This window comes from Sedimenticola hydrogenitrophicus, assembly GCF_029017505.1.
Classification (GTDB): Bacteria; Pseudomonadota; Gammaproteobacteria; order Chromatiales; family Chromatiaceae; genus Sedimenticola; species Sedimenticola hydrogenitrophicus_A.
The window spans coordinates 1-17,637 of the sequence record NZ_JAQGEI010000026.1 but is presented as its reverse complement, the minus strand read 5'-3'; the positions used below and the strand labels follow the sequence as shown (position 1 = coordinate 17,637).

Annotated in this window: 11 protein-coding genes; 6 read left to right on the top strand and 5 right to left on the bottom strand. The window is 61.0% G+C overall.

Annotated features, from left to right (window positions below; all coding sequences use genetic code 11):
• Positions 1-20: 20 nt before the first annotated feature.
• The 5 genes from hemG to O9K64_RS15760 all read right to left on the bottom strand — a co-directional run bounded on the left by hemG (position 21) and on the right by O9K64_RS15760 (position 9,917).
• Positions 21-1,502 carry a protoporphyrinogen oxidase gene (hemG, locus tag O9K64_RS15780; protein WP_275099052.1) on the bottom strand — a complete coding sequence of 494 codons (1,482 nt, stop codon included), beginning with the start codon at positions 1,500-1,502 and terminating at the stop codon, positions 21-23.
• A gap of 8 nt (positions 1,503-1,510) precedes the next feature.
• Entirely contained in the window at positions 1,511-3,634 is a 2,124-nt protein-coding gene (locus O9K64_RS15775; protein WP_275099050.1) for a radical SAM/SPASM domain-containing protein, read from the bottom strand.
• A 257-nt stretch (positions 3,635-3,891) separates the two neighbouring features.
• Positions 3,892-6,171: a universal stress protein gene (locus O9K64_RS15770; protein WP_275099049.1), complete on the bottom strand. Its 2,280-nt coding sequence runs from the start codon at positions 6,169-6,171 to the stop codon at positions 3,892-3,894.
• A 429-nt stretch (positions 6,172-6,600) separates the two neighbouring features.
• Entirely contained in the window at positions 6,601-7,344 is a 744-nt protein-coding gene (locus O9K64_RS15765) for a carboxypeptidase regulatory-like domain-containing protein (RefSeq protein ID WP_275099048.1), read from the bottom strand.
• 32 nt (positions 7,345-7,376) lie between these two features.
• Complete coding sequence (locus tag O9K64_RS15760; protein WP_275099047.1) at positions 7,377-9,917, bottom strand: HEAT repeat domain-containing protein; 2,541 nt, start codon at positions 9,915-9,917, stop codon at positions 7,377-7,379.
• Positions 9,918-10,631: 714 nt separating this feature from the next.
• Here O9K64_RS15760 and O9K64_RS15755 point away from each other — a divergent pair.
• The 6 genes from O9K64_RS15755 (at position 10,632) to O9K64_RS15730 (ending at position 17,305) form a co-directional block, all read left to right on the top strand.
• On the top strand, positions 10,632-10,787 hold the full coding sequence (locus O9K64_RS15755) for a hypothetical protein (protein WP_260292646.1): 156 nt from the start codon (positions 10,632-10,634) through the stop codon (positions 10,785-10,787).
• Between the two features lie 19 nt (positions 10,788-10,806).
• On the top strand, positions 10,807-10,953 hold the full coding sequence (locus O9K64_RS15750; RefSeq protein WP_260292645.1) for a hypothetical protein: 147 nt from the start codon (positions 10,807-10,809) through the stop codon (positions 10,951-10,953).
• A 21-nt stretch (positions 10,954-10,974) separates the two neighbouring features.
• Complete coding sequence (locus O9K64_RS15745) at positions 10,975-12,888, top strand: cytochrome ubiquinol oxidase subunit I (protein ID WP_275099046.1); 1,914 nt, start codon at positions 10,975-10,977, stop codon at positions 12,886-12,888.
• Positions 12,885-13,721, top strand: coding sequence for a c-type cytochrome (locus tag O9K64_RS15740; RefSeq protein WP_275099045.1), 837 nt, complete (start codon positions 12,885-12,887; stop codon positions 13,719-13,721). The genes O9K64_RS15745 and O9K64_RS15740 overlap by 4 nt, the downstream gene beginning before the upstream one ends.
• On the top strand, positions 13,718-16,150 hold the full coding sequence (locus tag O9K64_RS15735) for a c-type cytochrome (RefSeq protein WP_275099044.1): 2,433 nt from the start codon (positions 13,718-13,720) through the stop codon (positions 16,148-16,150). The genes O9K64_RS15740 and O9K64_RS15735 overlap by 4 nt, the downstream gene beginning before the upstream one ends.
• A 519-nt stretch (positions 16,151-16,669) precedes the next feature.
• On the top strand, positions 16,670-17,305 hold the full coding sequence (locus tag O9K64_RS15730) for an SCO family protein (RefSeq protein WP_275099043.1): 636 nt from the start codon (positions 16,670-16,672) through the stop codon (positions 17,303-17,305).
• The last annotated feature ends 332 nt before the right edge of the window (positions 17,306-17,637 follow it).

Sequence of the window (17,637 nt, the reverse complement as noted above, 5' to 3'; positions counted from 1 at the left end):
ATTATATGCCTGCCGGGTCGCTATGCCGTCAAGGCGTGGGTGGTCCGGATGGCCTGTTGCAGGGTGGCCCGCGGCAGGCTCTCCAGGATCGCCCGGGCCGTTCTGCTGCCCTGAAAAATCCGGTCCCGGACCGAGACGCCATCCAGGTAGTTGGCCGTCAGATGGAGCCCCGGGTGGTTCGACAGGCGCGCGCGTATGGCCTCCACCCGGGCCTGATGTTGCCCATGATAGAGCGGCAACCCACGGGGATGACGGTCGACGCGGATGTAATCCGCTTCGCCTTGCAGACCGATCAGTGGCGACAGCTGGCCGAGCAGCAGGCTGACGATTCGTTCATCGCTCCAGCCGATGCTGTCGGCCTGACGCGCCCCGCCCAGATAGCTGGTGAGCAGCGTCTTGCCCTCGGGGGCACGGCCGGGAAACAGGCGGCTCATCCACAGGTTGCCGTTAAATCCCAGCTTTTCCTTCCCGGGTACCAGGAACCCGGTGCCGTCCAGGGGGTGTCCCACCTGGCGTTCATCCATGCCGAGATGCACGATGGAGACCGGGGCATAACTTATTTGCGCCAGCAAGCCGCTCAACGACCGGTCCAGATCCGACAGCAGCATCGCAGCGCTATCGGCGGGTGTGGTGATCACCAGTTGGGGGACCTGTAGGGCGGGCGTGGCGACGTGAAGGGATTCACTAATGCCGCAGGGGCAGGGACGCCCAGGCGCGGCCATGCCCGAATCCGTACCCGTACCCGAGCGGGCGGTGACCCGCCAGCCACGCCCGGCGGGTTCGATCCCGGTTACCCGCGTGTGGTAGCGTATGCTGACCCCCGGCGCGCGGCTCAGCCGGTCGGTCAGCTCGGACATGCCGCCCTGGAACGAGAAGGTGTCGGCGCTGTTGGCCCGGCGTTTTTTCTTTTTCAGCAGACTGTTGATCAGCACGCCCAGGGTGATGCTGCCGTAACGTTGTTCCAGGGCGGTCAGGCGCGGCAGCACCGACCGGGCCTCGGCCAATGCCGGATCGGAGGCCAGGGTGCCGGCGATAAAGGGATCGAACGCCGTTTCCAATACCTCGCGGCCCAGGCGCCGGGTGATGAACCGGCTGGCGCTCTCGCCCGGCTGCTCGCCCCGGGGGATGAATCCCTCCGCCAGCAGGCGCAGCTTGGCCTGCCAACTCCACAGCGGCGAGTGTATCAGGCCGGCGACCCGCATCGGCACGGCGGTGAGGCGGCCCCGGTGCACCACATAGCGATTCAGGTCATCCGGCCGGGTGCGTTTCGACCCGGCGAGACCACACTGATCGACCAGCCGGTCGATCTCCGGGCGAAAGTTGACCAGCAGCCCGGCGGCGCGTTCGGTGAGGTAGCCCGCTTCATGGGTGCTCTGGATCTTTCCGCCGGGACGGCCGTCCGCTTCCCAGACTTCAACGGCGATGCCTTGCCGCGCCAGCCACCAGGCGGTCGAGAGTCCGGAGATGCCGGCGCCGATAATCAATACTTGGGGGTTCGCCATGATTTTCCTCAGCGTCTCAGCTCGGCCCGCATCCGCTCCAGCAGATCACGGTCCAGCAGCCCCAGGCCACCGCCATCGGGCGCCTGTTTCGATTCGACATAGGAGCGGATCTGTTGGAAGCGCTTCACGGCCTGTTCATTCCCCTTGAGCCGGGGTACCCGCTCCCGGGCGATGGCGAAGGCGTCGAAGTCGAGGTCGGCCATGCCGAAGCCCTTCATGCGGCGCACCGCGCGCATCATCGCCCGGTTGCGGAATCGGGTCAGATCCTCGGCGGTGATCCGGCTTAGCCCCTCGCGGCGGGCGCCGAACTCGGCCGCCTTCTTGATCCCGCCACGGACGAAATCCGGTGCCGATTCGACCCGCGCCAGGGCATCCGCGTCCCACTCTACGCCGGCCATGTCGGTGGCGATCACCACGGCCACGTCGGCCTCGCTGACCACGATCGAATCGCGGCGTTTGGCCTCCCGTTCGGCGGCCGCCTCCATACTGGGTCGAACGAACAGCGCCACCTGCGGGGCGCGGCCGGCCAGCACCACCTCCAGCAGTTCCTCCGCCTGATCCTCCCAGAACAGCTTGCGCGCCGGATCGTCTTCCGCTTCCAGGCGCCGCAGCAGGTTGATGTTGACCTCAAGCCGGCCCTCCTGGCGGGCGACATCCTCCGCCACGGCAAACACCCCCTCGCGCAGAAAGGTGGGGGTTTGTTGCAGATACTCCGTCGCCTCGGCGGTCCAGGCCAACCGCCGTACCGGCGACTCCGGGGGGATCTCCCCTGAGGCCTGATTCCCAGGAGTAGCCTGATCCCCGGAAGCGGTTGGCCGTGCGGGCATGTTGTCGCCAAACCGTTTGGCCGCCAGGGCGCTCATGTGCGCCACCGTGACCTGCGATTCCCCCTGTTCCACGGCATGGGCCTCGGCCCGCTTGCGCACCATCTTGCGCAAAAAACCGGGGACCCGGGCCAGGCGCTGTTCCGCCTCGGGAGACCAGCTTATGGTGGTAGGCCCGCTCTCGTTCAGGGGTTCTATCAGCGGCTTGCCGGTCGGGTAGTGCCCGCACCAGGGATCGGCCCGCATCAAGGCCTCGCCATGTCCGAGCCGCTCGGTGGTGAGGAGGTGGTACTCCGTCGCATCGGACGGTAACGCTATCGGTTCCGCCGCGCGGGCGATACCCAGCGGCCGGGCGCGGCAGCCGCCGCAGAGTTTGCGGTATTCGCATTTGCCGCATTTGCCGGTCAGCGTGGGCTGGCGCAGCGATTGCATCTGCGGTGCGTGATCCCAGATCCGCCAGAAACTCTCCTGGCGGATATTGCCCTGCTCATCCGGGATATAGGGGCAGGCGGTCACCGCCCCCTCCGGGGTGATGCGGCAGTAATGGATGCCGGCCAGGCAACCGCCCCCCTCGTAGCCCTGGGCCCGTGTCAAGGGGGAGTCTGGATCGCGCTCATAGGCCACCCGCTTGAAATGGGGGGCGCAACGGGCGCGGATCAGCAGTTCGGGGGTGTTGGCCTGGGCCTCGACCAGTTCGTTCAGCACCGCTTCGTAGCGGGCCGGAGAGATATCGGACATGGACTCGCCGCGCCCGGTGCAGACCAGGAAGAAGATGTTCAACACATGGGCGCCGGCCGCCCGGGTGAAATCGATCATCGACCGCACCTCATGGGCATTCCGGTCGGTGACCGAGAAATGGACCTGAAACGGTAGCTGATGCCGGCGGCAGAAATCCATTCCGGCCAGGGTCTTTTCCCAACTGCCGTTACAGCCGCGGAAGCGGTCGTGGCTGTCAGGCTCCAGTGAATCGAGACTGATGCCGATGCCCATGACGCCGGCCCGTTTCAGTGATACCACCCGGGATTCGTTCAGCAACACCCCGTTGGTGCCCACCACCATGGCCAGTCCCAGTTGGCTCCCATGGCTCACCAGCCGTTCCAGGTCGCGTCTTAGCAGCGGTTCGCCGCCGGTCAGCACCACCATGGTCTCGGTGCCGCGCGCGGCAATCTCGTCGAGCAGTTGCGTCACCTCGGCGGTGCCGAGCTCGCCGGCGGCGCTGGCGCGGCCATCGGCATCCATATAGCAATGCTCGCAGGCCAGATTGCAACGCCGGGTCAGGTTGATGGCGATCAGGTAAAGATCATGCATGCGCGTTTAACCCAACGTATGCGACAAGGTGCAACTACTCACCTGGCCTGTAAGTGATTGGCCTGGCTTGTTGGCCGATCTTGATGGCGCCTTGGATCCGGCCCCTTTTTCAGATTCAAGCCTGCCCTTGTCTGAGCGAAGCGAGTTTGGGCAGGCGCTGAAAATGGGGCCGGATTCGAGGAGATAAGCCATCACGTGAGGCCGGCAAGTTAGGCCAATCAGCCCGTGAGTAGTTACGATGCGGTTATACAAGATAATCACCCACTGTTGCGCGGGTCGGCCGGGTCGAGATGGAAGGCGCCGCGCTCCTGCCACTGTGCCCTGACCACTTCCACCGCCTCCCGATCGATGGTGGTCTTGCCTTGGCGCCCGGCCCAATCCTCGATTTCGCGTACCAGCATGCCGCGCACGAAATCCGGCACCCGGCTGAGGCGCTGTTCGGCCTCCGCACTCCAGGTCATGCTGGTACCGGCCGATTCCGAGCCGTTCTTGATCGTCTCCAGCACCAGGGAGATGAAGGCGGCATCGATGATCCGCACCCCGTTATGCCGGGCGATGGATTCGGCGGCGTTGACCGACATGTCGCGGCAGAATCCCACCGGTACGCCGCCGAGCATGGCGCGTGCCTCCGCGGTCCACTCCAAGACGTCCGGTTTGGCGGCTGCCGCCGGAGCAGCGTCCCGGCCAGGCTGGGTATTGGCGCCGGCGCCGGCGAAGGGGCAGGCGCTTGGCTTATCCCCTTGTGGTTTCTCCCCCCGTGGTCTCCCCTCAGCCACGTTCATCTCCATCATCGCGGAACGCGCCTCGGCCAGCCCCGCCTCGGCCACGGCCAGGGTGATCTCGCCCGTGCCTTGCTGGCGTGCATACGCCTCGATACGCTGCTTCGAGCTGTCGCGCATGAAACCCGCGGGTACGCGCATCAGGCGTGCCAGGGCGGCGGTTTGCCAGGTCATATCGCCGGCGGGTGAATGATCCGGGGCGGCGGCGTGAACGGATTCACTAATGCCGCGGGGGCAGGGATGCCCAGGAGCGGCAACGGCTTCATTTCCGGAAACGGGTTGTTGCTCAGGTTGATTCTCAAGAAAATGACGGATATGGGTGGCCTCGACCTGGCGCGTGCCCTCGCCGCGGGCGCGCTTCTCCGCCCGCATACTGAGATTGCCGCGCAGACTGAGATCCTTGACCGTGAGCAGCAGACGGGTGGCCTCGTCGCTCCAGCGCATGGCCTGTTCAGCGGTCGGTTTTTGCTTGAGTTTGCCGCTGTCATAGGCCTCGACAATCTCCTCCATCGCCTGCTCGGCGTGGTTGGGCATCAGTTGCGCGGTGGCCTCTTCGACAATGCTTTCGGTAATGACGGTATGCCCCTGCTCCTGGGCATAGCGCAGAATGGCCATCCTCGCCATGGGCCGGACAAAGGAGGGTACCCGCTCCATGCGCTGTTCGGCCTCATGGGTCCAGGAGGTGGTGACCTCGGCCAGCCGGTCGATCCGGGGTGTGTAGGTCTGCTGGCTGAGCAGTACCGCGCAGGGGGCGTCATTGAGCAGATATTCGGTATTGCCGCCGATGTCCAGTTCGTCGTCGGCATGAATGCCGGTGGTGCCGAGAATCAGCAGCGAGGGGTTGGTCTCCTGCAGATAGCGCAGCATCACCTCGTGGGGTTTGCCATCCAGCAGCACGGTCTCGACCTCCATGCCGTAATCCCTGGCGATCTCCTGGGCCACGGCCAGGTGACCCTGGTAGATTTTGGCCAGGCCGGAGTCGATGATCTCCTCGTGCAGCTTCTCCTGCTCCTGAAAGCGGAATACTTTTCCCGCCTCTTCCGAGAGCACTCCGGCAATGCGGTTAAAGGCGACGTAGTGATAATAGGGGTCAAAAGCGGAAATCACCTTGACCGGGACATGCCAGGTGCCGGCAAGCGAAAGCGCGGTCAACAGGCCGCCATAGGATTTGGGCGAGCCGTCGATGCCCACCACAATGGGACCGTCGCCGAGGGTGCGTTCCGGTTGCTTGACAATCAATGTGTCAATCCGGCTGCGCCGCGACACCCGCTGGCACACCGTGCCCAGGCGACTGCCCTTGACCGCTCCCAGGCCGAGGGCGCCCATCACCAGCAGGTCGTAACGGCCGCAGTTGGTCTCCCTGGCCAGCTCACGATAGTTTTTTCCCTCCAGCGAGCGCCGTTGAATGGTCAGTTGTGAAGCTGCCGCCTGTCGGTCCACCTGATCCAGGTAGGAGTCGGTGATGATGGAGAGTCCCTTGGTGATCAGCGAGTCGTGCACGTCGCGCTGCCGCTCCAGCTCCTGTTCTTCCCGGAACTGGTCCGGGAGACCACCCTCCATCTGCCGAAAGCGCAGGTCATGCAGTTTGGCGGCGTAGACGTGAGCGGAAGTCAGCCGGCTGCCGAACCGGCAGGCCAGATCCACCGCCTCCCGGGTGGCGCGGTTACTGTGATCCGATGAGTCCACGGCCAGCAGAATGGCTTTGTAAGCCGTCAGCGGCTGGGGGGTGTCATCACGTGGCTGTGGCTGTGTGTTCATCGGGATCGCTCCGGGATTCAGGGCAAGGCGGTGTTGTCGCTATCGTTCGACAACTGCGGCTAATCGATTAAAGATCACCTACGGATAAACCGGGTCTGTCCGGAATGGCACTTAAGTAAGCCAAGAACCACCGTCATTCCGGCGCAGGCCGGAATCCAGGAATACCGCCACCATTAAGCAGTCTGGGTCCCGGCCTGCGCCGGGATGACGAAAATCCTGCAATTCGCCTTAAGTAAGTTCCAGTTGGGTCTGTCCGTTTTCTCGTTCCCGCGCTCCGCGTGGGAATGCATACCAAACTACAAACTGTGGTTATTGCAGAAGCCAGTAACCGATGATGGTGGCAATCACCACGGCATTGATGGCCGCCCCCACCATGGCCAGGTAATCCAGCGGGGTGGGGTACCATTTCTGTTTCCGCGTGTCGCTCATTTATTTGAACGTGAAGTCAACGGTTGCGGTGCCATTGGCCGCTACTTCGACGGTGCCTTTCTGGTTTTTCAGCAGGCCGTGCCACGCCTTGATGGTGTATTTACCGGGCGGTACGTTGTCGATGGTGAAAGAGCCATCCTCCTGGACCACGGCGAAGTAGGGGTTCTGGGCGACAAACACAAAGCCGTGCATGAAATCATGCGCATCGCACTCGATCTTCATCGCCGGCCCTTTTTTCAGTGCCACCTGCTTGGTGACGGTGTTGGGTTCGGGCTGGCTGACATTGCTCTGGGTCTTTTTCGGGCCGGTGTAGGAGCCGGTGAGCAACTCATAGGTATGGATGTTGTGCAGGACCGGGTCCTTATTCACCGCCACCAGATTATTTTCGTTACGCATCACCTGAAGAAACGGGCTGAATTCACACCCCTTCTGGGTGACCGTGGCGTCGGCAACCTCCGCCGGGAAGGCCTTACCCTCTTTCACTTTATCCAGGTAGACCACGCTGTCCAACAGATGGCCATCCTTTACCCGCACGAAATCGATTTCGCGGCTGCCGTTGCCGCAGACATCGTTATCCTTGGATATGGTGTAGCTCTTGGCCGACTCATCCTTGCCGGCAAACTTGACCTTGCCGGTGATGCTGCCGCCGCCGCTGACCGCAGCCTCCTTGTAGGCCGCGGACTGGGCCGCCAGCGGGAGTGTGCAGAGGGTGGCGACACTGAGGGAAAGTAATAACTTCTTCATACGGATTCTCCTGATCGTAATGACCGTTAGCGTCAGGCAGCCTGCTGGGGCTGCTGAGGGTTTGTATTCAATAATGTTTCCAGTATCTCGATGTAGACGCTGCGCTTGAGGCTGCTGTCGGCACATTTCAGCTGGCACAGGAGCCGGTCGGCACAAAAATCAAAGTCGAATAGCTGCAGCGCCTGGCCGATGGGCCGCGCCTCCTCGCCAGACCAGTTGGCCACGCTGTCGATTATTTTGGCCGCCGCTGTTTTAGAAAAGGTCTTGTCAGACGCTTTGTCGACAAGCGGTCCCAGCGCGCGTGATGCCGCCAAACGAACCGCCATTTCCGGACTGTCCAGTTTTTCCAATAACTCCCTGGCCACGGCGAGGGGTGGAATGTTGCGGATGACCATATGATCCGCCTCGTCTGGATCGGCTCCATGCACAGCCAGTTGTGCCAAGGCGCCGATCGCCTGAATCTGTACGTTGGCATCTTCATCATGCAAGGTTGCGATCAACGGAGCGAGCGCGACGCGGTTGCCCAGGTTGCCCAGGGCACGGGCGCAGGTGACCCGTTGTTCCATATCACCGACGGTTAATTGGGTGATCAAAATGCCCACTGCATCCATCAATCCCGGCGTGGCGGGATTGCGTCTGCCGATCAGGCCGATGGCATCGGCCGCTTCGCGTCGCAGCAGACTATCGTCGTCACTCAAAGCCTGTACAAGTGCGGAGACGGCATCGCTGCTATGGCTGTCCGCGAGAATGCGTGCCCCCAGGCGGCGTACATCCTGCTCCGGTGTAATGTTCCGCTGTGAGCGAAGGCGTTTCATGGTATTGATGTTTTCATCCACTACCTCCATGAATTCCTGCGTCTCTTCATCCGCTTCAGTTTCCGTCGCGGGCTCGGATATCCCCAGGGTGACTTCCACATTGTCCATGGCAATGGCGTCCAGGGTGGAGATCGCCTGCCTCACTTCCCCGGCCTGGACAATACGGCCAGCCTTTTCCGGCAGTTGCAGGTTGGCTGTCGATGAGGGCGGCTGAATATAATCGGCCAGCACTTCAGGGAGCGGCTCCGGTGTTACCTCCTGCGTCACCTCCAGAGCTGCCGAGTCTTCTGTCGAAATTTCGATTGCATGCGCATCTGGATTGTAATCCGCGGGCACTCGCAGTGGATCGGCGTCCACCGCCTCGTCGTCGTTGTGTGGATTCTCCAGGGCGGGGCTGTCGGCATCCGCGGTGGCTGTCTGTTGCAGTTTCTCAAGGATCTCCTGGCGATCCGGAGCGAGGGTGATCTCGCCCCTGACGGCGGAGATGATGATTTCCAGGGGACGGGGATGCGCTTCCGCTTCAGCAGAGGATAATACGCTGTTTTTATCCAGCTCCATCAGGGCGGCGAGCGCCGCCAGCCGAACGGGTTGCTGCCGGTCGCCGATGCACTGGGTGAGGATTTCAACGGTCTCCCCGGTCAGGCATCCCATGCGGCCGAGTGCCAGGGCCGCCTCGCGGCGTACCATCGGATGGCCCGCGCGATTCTGCAATATGACCAGCAGTGTCGGCTCGACCGCCGTGTCGCAATTGTGTCCCAGAAGTGAAGCGGCCGCGGAGGCCGTCTCCACGCTGCCATCCATCAGGCTGTCGCTGACCGCCTCCAGGTTCCGTGCGGACAACGGATTGACACCGGCCACGGGAATCAATGCGTTCATCAAGGTGCGCCGCACCTGACTGCTGGGATCACGCAGCAGGGGAAGCAGGGCCTCCTGGAGCCCGTCGACGGCGGAGCCCGTTCCACTCAATTGCAAGACTGACCTGATCGCGGCATCCCGGACCCGTTCCTCGGGGTCACGCAGCATCAGCAGCAGTGCCCGCAGGTAGTGGGTAGCATGGAGCGCCGCCAGGGATTCGGCCGCCTCGGCCCTTACCTCAGGTTCACTGTCCTGCAGCGCCCGGCCCAACGCCTTGACCGCCTGATCGGGCTCGGCATATCGCAGTGCCCGGGCGGCGCGATAACGGGATTGTGGGCGGCGTTCGCTGTTCTGCAGGCGGGCGATCAGCGTTTCGACCCCGCGATTTGGGATCTGTGCCAGGGCACGCAGGATTTCATTCTCGATATCCTGCTCGTTCTCGTCGTCAAGAATTCTTTCCAGGTCATCGACGACGGACTCCGCCCGCAATCTGCCCAGTGCCTTTACCGCTTCCAGTTGCACATTCCACCAGGGATCCCAGTCACTCTCCCACTCCATCCCCACCGGGCGCTGGTTCATGACTCGATGTAACGCCTGGATGGCAGCTTCTCCACCGATATGGCCGACCGCCTCCGCTATCGACGCACAGATTTCGCCGTCCGTCTCATTGTTCAGGGCTTCAACCAAGTCGGGAACCGCGACCGCCGAGCCGATCTTACCCAGCGCGTCCGCCGTATCGACACAGACATCGATATCTTCATTCCGCAGATAGGGGATGAGCTGTGTGACGGCGCTCTCCGCCTTCAAAGCGCCCAGTGCGCGTATGGCATGGCAGCGATCCGCTTCATCGCCCGTTTGAATGAGTTCACACAGTGCTTCGACGGTTTGGTTGCATGATGGCATGGAAATGCAAATGTCCTGGTATTTGAGTTGCCCAGTGAGAATGCACTAATCGTACCAGTTGAAAAATCGTAACTACTCACGGGGTGATTGGCCTGCCTTGCCGGCCTCACACGATGGCTTGTATCCTCGAATCCGGCCCCTTTTTCAGCGCCTGCCCAAACTCGCTTCGCTCAAACAAGGGCAGGCTTGAAACTGAAAAAGGGGCCGGATTCGAGGCGCCACCGAGATCAGCCAACAAGGCAGGCCAATCACTTGCAGATCGGGTGAGTAGCTACGAAAAATCTTGACTGATCCCGCGATTGCGGCCCGCGGCGGGTATTTTCAATCCTTTTTGAGTGGCATGAATTGTTCAATCGCGGCCGGAAGTTCGGCGTGGAGTGAACAAAGTGTTCACCTTTTTCTCCCTCCCAAACTCAATGGTCACCACCCCCGCCTGCGGTTGAATAAAAAATGCCATTGAAAAATGTTGTGTGAATAGTTCGTTCTGTACTCCCGCGTCTGAAACCGGTGATCTGATGATATACCCGCCTACCGGGCGCGCTTCCAGATTGTGCCCGAGTTACAGGGTTATCTAAGGGTTAGCCGCGGAATCCGTGGATTATTTTCGACCTAGGTGCCCGGTATATGTTGTGTTGGCCTGCATTTTGCTCTGGCCTTGGGAGCTTCACATAAACAGATATTCGAAAACACCTTTGCGGTGTGGCTGGGGGAAAAATGAATCGTGCACCTGATGAGCATAGTGAAACCGTCCGGGATCCAGGAAAAAAAGCCTGGGGGCCAAAGCTGTTTCTCGCCACGCTGCTGGCCTTGTTGGTTTTCTTCTACTGGCTGCTGATCTACTCCGGCGGTGTGGTTGTTCAGCACGGTTAGGCACAGTTAAGGAGGTTGCGTGGATAAAAATATGCAGAGAGGTATGGTCGTTGCGGCGACTGTCATGGCCTTTGTGGTGGTCCTGGCCGCATTCTATGGACTTGACCATTTTGTGATGAGTATTCAGGGGCTGCCGCTGAATATGGACCTGAGTCCGGCACAGTGATAGAGAACCGGGGTTTTTTCAATGATGTATAGAAATGATTTTGCTTCCGGCAGGTCGTGCTGGAAGCCGTCGCTGGTTGCCATGCTGCTGACCCTGTTGCTGGGGTTCTCGCTGAGTGCAATGGTGCAGGCGGCCCAGGACACGGGCGGCGAGAGCGTCGCGCAACGGATCGCTCCGGTGGGTCAGGTGTGGGTCGAGGGAGAGCCCGCGCCGGAAACCGAACCGGTTGCGGAGGTGGCGACCGAGGAGGCGCCGGTCTACGTGGCGCCGCGTCCGACGCGCAAGGATTATCCCGATATCGGCGTCAGCAGTCGCGCCGTAGTGTGGATTCTGGCCCAGATGCATCTCTTCTTCGGTGCCCTGGTGCTGGCGGTGCCGCTGTTTGTGTTGATTATCGAACTGGTGGGGCAGTCCACGGGTGACGAGCGCTATGACGACATGGCGCATGAGTTCATGAAGATCAGCCTTACCGGCTTCTCCATTACCGCGATTTTTGGCGGCACCCTGGCGCTGGCCCTGTTTGTGCTCTATCCCGATTTCATGGGCTACATGATGCGGGTGTTCGGCGCCCAGTGGATCGTCTACGCCGGGCTCTTTTTCCTGGAGAGCTTCTTCCTCTACACCTATTACTACGGCTGGAACGCCATGCGTTATGGCAACCTGAAATGGTTGCACCTGACCCTGGGTCTGCTGCTCAATGGTGCCGGTATGACCATCATGGTGATGGCCAACTCCTGGGCCACCTTCATGATGGCGCCCTCCGGCGTGAACGAAGTGGGGGCGATTGTCGGAAATATCTGGGAGGTGATGAAGGGGCCGCTGTGGAATCCGGTCAACCTGCATCGGTTTATCGCCAATATCGCCTTCGGTGGCGCGGTGGTCGGTGCCTATGCCGCCTTCAAGTTTCTCAGCACCCGGGATCCGGCGAAGCGGGCGCATTATGACTGGATGGGTTACACCTCCAATTTCATTGCCCTGCTGGCTTTCCTACCGCTGCCGTTCGCCGGCTACTGGCTGATGGCGGAGATCTATGCCTATTCGCAGCAGATGGGCATCACCGCCATGGGGGGTATCCTGGCCTGGCTGTTTATCGTCCAGGCGGTGCTGATCGGCACCATCCTGCTGGCCGCCAACTACTATCTCTGGGCCGGTATGTCGCGTACCGAGGGCTCGTCTCGCTATCAGTGGCTGATCAAATATATCGCCCTGATCCTGGTGGTCTGTTTCCTCATCTGGGTAACGCCTCACACGCTACTGCTGTCGGCCACGGAGATCGCCGCGCTGGGCGGCAGTCATCATCACTACCTCGGCCCGCTCGGCATCATGCCGGCGAAGAACATCGCGGTGAACCTGATGCTGATCGTCACCTTCCTCTCGTTCCAGCTTTACCGGCGTTCGGATAAGGTGGCGACCGTCTCCTGGGCGCCTGCCGGCAATGCCTTGCTGGTGGCGATCTACGTGGTGGCGATCGTGAACGTCATCTTCCTCGGGGTCTATTTCGGTTACTTCACCAATACGGTCTATAAGGTGGGTTCATCGGTGGCGCAGGTCGCCTCCACGCTGGTGGTCATCATCGCCGGTATCGTGATCGACAGCCTGATGTTCCGGGGCGCCAGGACCCTGCCGTCACACTGGGGTCGGATTCCCGATCGCGCCCAGTACGCCCTGTTTGCGCTGCCCATCGCCTTTACCTGGTTGATGGGGCTGATGGGCTATGTGCGCTCCTCGGTCAAGACCCACTGGCATGTCTATACGGTGATGCAGGATAACTCGCCAGATAACTTCATCCCGACCATCGGTTATGCCGGCAATATGATCACCATCGTGACCGTGCTGTTCCTGCTGTTTGTCCTGTTCATGTTCTGGATCGCCAACCTCGGCAGCAGCAGACAACCGGTGCCTGTTCGTGCGGCGGCGATGGAGGGAGTGGCATGAGTGTATTGATCAAGACAGTGGGTTTCAGCCTTGGGCTGACCCTGGTGTTTACCGGCGTGGCCAATATGCTGCCCCAGGTAGAGGGCGACGCACCGGTGGATGTCAAGGTGGATCTCAGTGCGTTGACCATGGATGACTTTGTCGCCATGGGCGAGGATCTGTTCAACAACAAGGGCACTTGCACACTCTGCCACAAACCGGCACCCCTGGGTCGGGCACCGGATGTGCAGGGCACGAACATGGTCGCCATTACGACGGAACGGCTGGCCGATGAGCGCTACCAAGGCAAGGCGACCGATGCGGCTTCCTATATCCTGGAGTCGATGCTCGAACCAAGCGCCTACGTGGTAGCCGGCTGGGGCAAGAAGGGAAGTGATGACGCCGAGTCGCCCATGCCGGCCGTCGATAAGCCGCCGATCCAGCTGAGCGACATCGAGGTGGATGCCATCATCGCCTACCTGCAGGCGAAGGACGGCAACGAGGTCACGGTGGCCTTGCCATCGCCGGATGCGGCGGCGGAAGTAGCGAAAAGTGACGCCGCTCCGGGAGGGGCTGGTGCCGCTCCGGCGCCGGCAGCCAGTGGAGAAGAGGGATTGGCCAAGTATACCTGCACGGCATGCCATGCCCTGGACAGCGACGATACCCTGGTGGGGCCGGGCCTTGGCAGCGTCGGCGCACGCCTGTCCGAGGGTGAGATTCGGCAGAGCATTATCGATCCCAATGCGGTGATCGCGGAGGGCTTTCCGGCCGCCATGCCGGGGGATTTTGCGGAAAAGATGACGGTCAGGGAGTTGGAGATGATCGTGAAGTTGTTGGCGGAGAAGAAACAGTGAATGCAATCAGAATCCCCGCCTTTTGGCAGGCCGTGCTGGTCATAATCGGTGCCTACCTACTGTTTGACAATATTTTTGTCCTGATCAATCTGCTGACCGGTGAAGCGCACTCGGCGCTGATGCCGAAGACGCTGATGGTGCAGTACATGGTGATCACCGTGATTGCCGTGCTGCTCTATTTCGCCTTTGATGACAGTCGCTGGGTTGAATTCAAGGCGCCGATACTTTCCACACTGCGTGATGACGGCAAGGCGCTGGTGCGCTGGTCGTTGCTGTTGCTGGTCCCGGCAATTGTCGGCTATACCGTATATGGAATGGTGTTGCCCACCAGTGATGCCCCCGTGGAGTTGCGCCAGGTGCACCCGGCGCCGCCGGCGTCGGTCAAGGTGTTCAACAAGACCTTTGACCTGGGAACGCTGGAAAACCCGGTGCGGGAAGAGATCCTCCAGACCCTGGCCCGGGATGAAGAGGCGGGATGGGAAAAATATCAGGCGGCGGTCACCGCCGGCCGGGATGTCTATTACCAGAACTGCTTCTACTGTCATGGCGATCTGCTGGATGGCAAGGGACACTATGCGGCCGGATTCAATCCGCAACCAATCAATTTCCAGGATGCCACCATTATTCCCCAGTTGCAGGAGTCCTTCCTGTTCTGGCGTATCACCACGGGTGGACCGGGCCTGCCGAAAGAGGGTACGCCCTGGAACTCGGCCATGCCGGTATGGCATGAGATGCTCAAGGAGCAGGATGTCTGGAATGTCATCACTTTCCTTTTTGATTACAACGGCCAGGTGCCGCGTATCTGGGATCCGGCGGTTTCGAAAACCGTTACCGGGATGAAGGACAAGGTGCTGGCAAAGCGGGCGGGCATAAAGGGCAAGGAGCTCTACCAATTCCGCTGCGAGGTGTGCCATGGCGAGCAGGGCATGGGTGATGGTATCGCGGCGGAGCGTATGTACCCCAAGCCCCGCGACTTCAGTCTGGCCCTGTTCAAGTACAAGACGACGCCCGGCACCACCCTGCCCAGGGATGAGGATCTGTTTAACACGATTAAATACGGCCTGCCCGGAACCGGCATGCCCGGCTGGGGCTCGATGATGACGGATGATCAGATCCGCAGCCTGTTGCCGGTGATCAAGGGCTTTGATTTCACATCGGCCTGGCCGCCGGAGGGCGCCGATGAAGCAGCGTTCGATGACGAGGGCCGCTATACGAAAAGCGATTTCCGGGTGATCACCGACCAGGAACCGCACGAGGGACAGATCACCTATTCCGAAGAGTCCCTGGCCAAGGGCAAGGTCGCCTTCGAAAAGTCCTGTTCCGAGTGCCACGGCAATACTGGGCGGGGTAACATCATGTCCGGCAAGCAGTTGCAGGACGACTGGGGCAACCGCATCTGGCCGCGTGACCTGACCAAGCCCTGGACCTGGCGGGCCACCGAGGCGCGCGAGAAGGGTGAGAAATCGCGAGAGGCCACCATCCGCAATATCTATACCCGGCTCTCCATCGGTATTCCCGGCACCCCGATGCCGGCGCATCGCGCGGTGGAAGAGGGCAACAAGGACCCGGTGAGCCTGGAGGACCGCTGGCATATCGCCAACTATGTCTACAGTCTGCGTGAAACCACGGTACAACCGAAGGATGGTCCGGTGGTGGCGGGCATGAAGGTGGCGGGTGGCGTGCCGGCCACGCTGGACGATCAGCGCTGGTCGGAGGCGCCGGCGGTCACGCTTCAACTGGTGCCCAATATCATCAAGGCCGATCGCCTGTTCACGCCACTGAATGATGCGGTGACGGTGCGGGCGCTCTACGACGACAAGGAGATCGCCTTCCTGCTGGAGATGGATGACCGCACCGAGAGCCGTCCGGGTATCGAGTATTTCACCGAGCTGCAGGACGAGAATCTTGAAATGCATCCGGATGCCTTCGCCATCCAGTTCCCCCGTGAGGATGGGTACCTCTCCGCGCCCATGGTGGAGAAACCGCTCTATCGGCACGGCGACGCCAAGCACAACACCACCATCTGGTACTGGAACGCGGGCAGCGTGGAACCGGCGCGGGATGCCGCGGGCATGCTCCTGGAAGGCAGTGGGCCGGATAAAAAGCTGAAACCGCGTGATGCCGATGGTTCGTTCACGGCGCAAGGTGCCTGGCAGGACGGCAAGTGGCGTGTCCTCATGAAGCGGCCCAGGGATGCGGGGAATGGCGACATGGTATTCCAGGAAGGGCAGTTCATGCCGGTCTCGTTCGCCAATTGGGATGGCAGTAACGGGGAGGTGGGGTCAAAGCATACCCTGAGTACCTGGTACTGGCTGTTCCTGCCGCCGGAGATGGATGTCTACAAGGTGTATGGACTGCCCATCGGTATTGCCCTGTTGATTTTTCTCGCCGGACTTTGGTTGGTATCGGCACAGCGCAAGAAGCGCTGAGAGCACGCGCGGGGTGGGCACAATGCAACGCCTGCCCCGTGATTGGTTGTTGCATCCAGGCGTAGGATGACGGTGAGGCACGAGCCGCATCAATATCGATGTCCGCAACTAAAAGACAGACGGTGGACAATCGTGTAGAGCATCTGGATTCCGGCATGCGCCGGAATGACGGGGTCAGTGCGGAATGGCACTTATTAAGCCAAGAACCACCGTCATCCCGGCGTATGCCGGGATCCAGGCGGCTTAATGGTTGCGGTATTCCTGGATGATTCGCTTCGCTCACCCTTCGGGCCGACTTTCAGTGAGTAGTTACTCGCAAAATTTTGTAGGGTGGATAAGCCAGAGGCGCATCTACCAGTGCTACGGTGAGGAGTGGTACATGGATGTACCGTTTACGGACCTGAGGATGGCATGCGCCTACCGGCTTATCCACCCTACATTTGCTGGCTATTGCCCCGGAGCGGTCCCGTTGTATCGACACGGCACACGGGTGACCGCATCAATGACAGGAGGTGAATCATGTGGGGGTTGAATGAACCGCGTGGGCAGAAAAAGCGTGCCCGCCCTACACTGCCGTTGATCGTGCTTTTTATCTCTTTCTGGAGTGCCGCGGTAATGGCGGAGGGTTTCCCTTCAGCCGGGGAGGCGCCGCCAATCAGCGAGGCTCCCGCCGGGGGTGATTTCCAGCTCGACTCCAGTCGCGGATCCGTCGCCCTGAAGGATTTCCGCGACCAGGTGGTGCTGCTCTACTTCGGCTACACCAAGTGCCCGGATGTCTGCCCCACCTCGCTCTCCGTGATGACCCAGGTGCTGAATGGTCTGGACGAAGCCGAACTGGCACGGGTGCAGGGACTGTTTGTCAGTGTCGATCCGGAGCGTGATACCTTTGCCGTGCTGGATGAGTATGCCGACTATTTTCATGAGAAAATCACCGGCATCACCGGAAGTCCGGAGGCGGTGGCGCAGGTCGCGGCACAATACGGTGCCCGCTATTACCAGGTGGAACTGGAGGGCTCATCCTTCGGCTATGCGGTAAATCACTCTTCGGTGATCTACCTGATCTCCCGGCAGGGCGTCCTGCGATTTATCTTTCCCCATGCCACCCCGTCGCCGGTGATCCTCGAAGCTGTCCGTTATCTGCTCGCCAACGAGTGATGCCGACAATACCGCCGAGGGTCGGAGTCAGGCCGCATATCTCCGGGAACCTGCTGCTCCATTTCGACCGGCTTGACTCCTTTCGATTTCCGATCATAGGGCGCCCCATGGGCGCCGTCGGCGGGTACGGTCCGCCCTATGGGTGGTACCGGTAACGGGGGAACAGTGCGGCCGCCTCTATCCGAACCACGGATCCACACGGATGGACACAGATTGTATTAAGGGCTCGCATCGACGCAGCAGGTGGGTACAAAAATTGTGCTGTTCTGTAGGATGCTGGTGAGCTTGCGAACCGCATCGGTCGCAGGCACTGAAATTGATGCGGTTCGTGC

Coding starts and splice junctions, on each gene's coding strand:
- hemG (WP_275099052.1), bottom strand. CDS start 1,502: ATGGCGAACCCCCAAGTATTGATTATCGGCGCCGGCATCTCCGGACTC.
- O9K64_RS15775 (WP_275099050.1), bottom strand. CDS start 3,634: ATGCATGATCTTTACCTGATCGCCATCAACCTGACCCGGCGTTGCAAT.
- O9K64_RS15770 (WP_275099049.1), bottom strand. CDS start 6,171: ATGAACACACAGCCACAGCCACGTGATGACACCCCCCAGCCGCTGACG.
- O9K64_RS15765 (WP_275099048.1), bottom strand. CDS start 7,344: ATGAAGAAGTTATTACTTTCCCTCAGTGTCGCCACCCTCTGCACACTC.
- O9K64_RS15760 (WP_275099047.1), bottom strand. CDS start 9,917: ATGCCATCATGCAACCAAACCGTCGAAGCACTGTGTGAACTCATTCAA.
- O9K64_RS15755 (WP_260292646.1), top strand. CDS start 10,632: ATGAATCGTGCACCTGATGAGCATAGTGAAACCGTCCGGGATCCAGGA.
- O9K64_RS15745 (WP_275099046.1), top strand. CDS start 10,975: ATGATGTATAGAAATGATTTTGCTTCCGGCAGGTCGTGCTGGAAGCCG.
- O9K64_RS15740 (WP_275099045.1), top strand. CDS start 12,885: ATGAGTGTATTGATCAAGACAGTGGGTTTCAGCCTTGGGCTGACCCTG.
- O9K64_RS15730 (WP_275099043.1), top strand. CDS start 16,670: ATGTGGGGGTTGAATGAACCGCGTGGGCAGAAAAAGCGTGCCCGCCCT.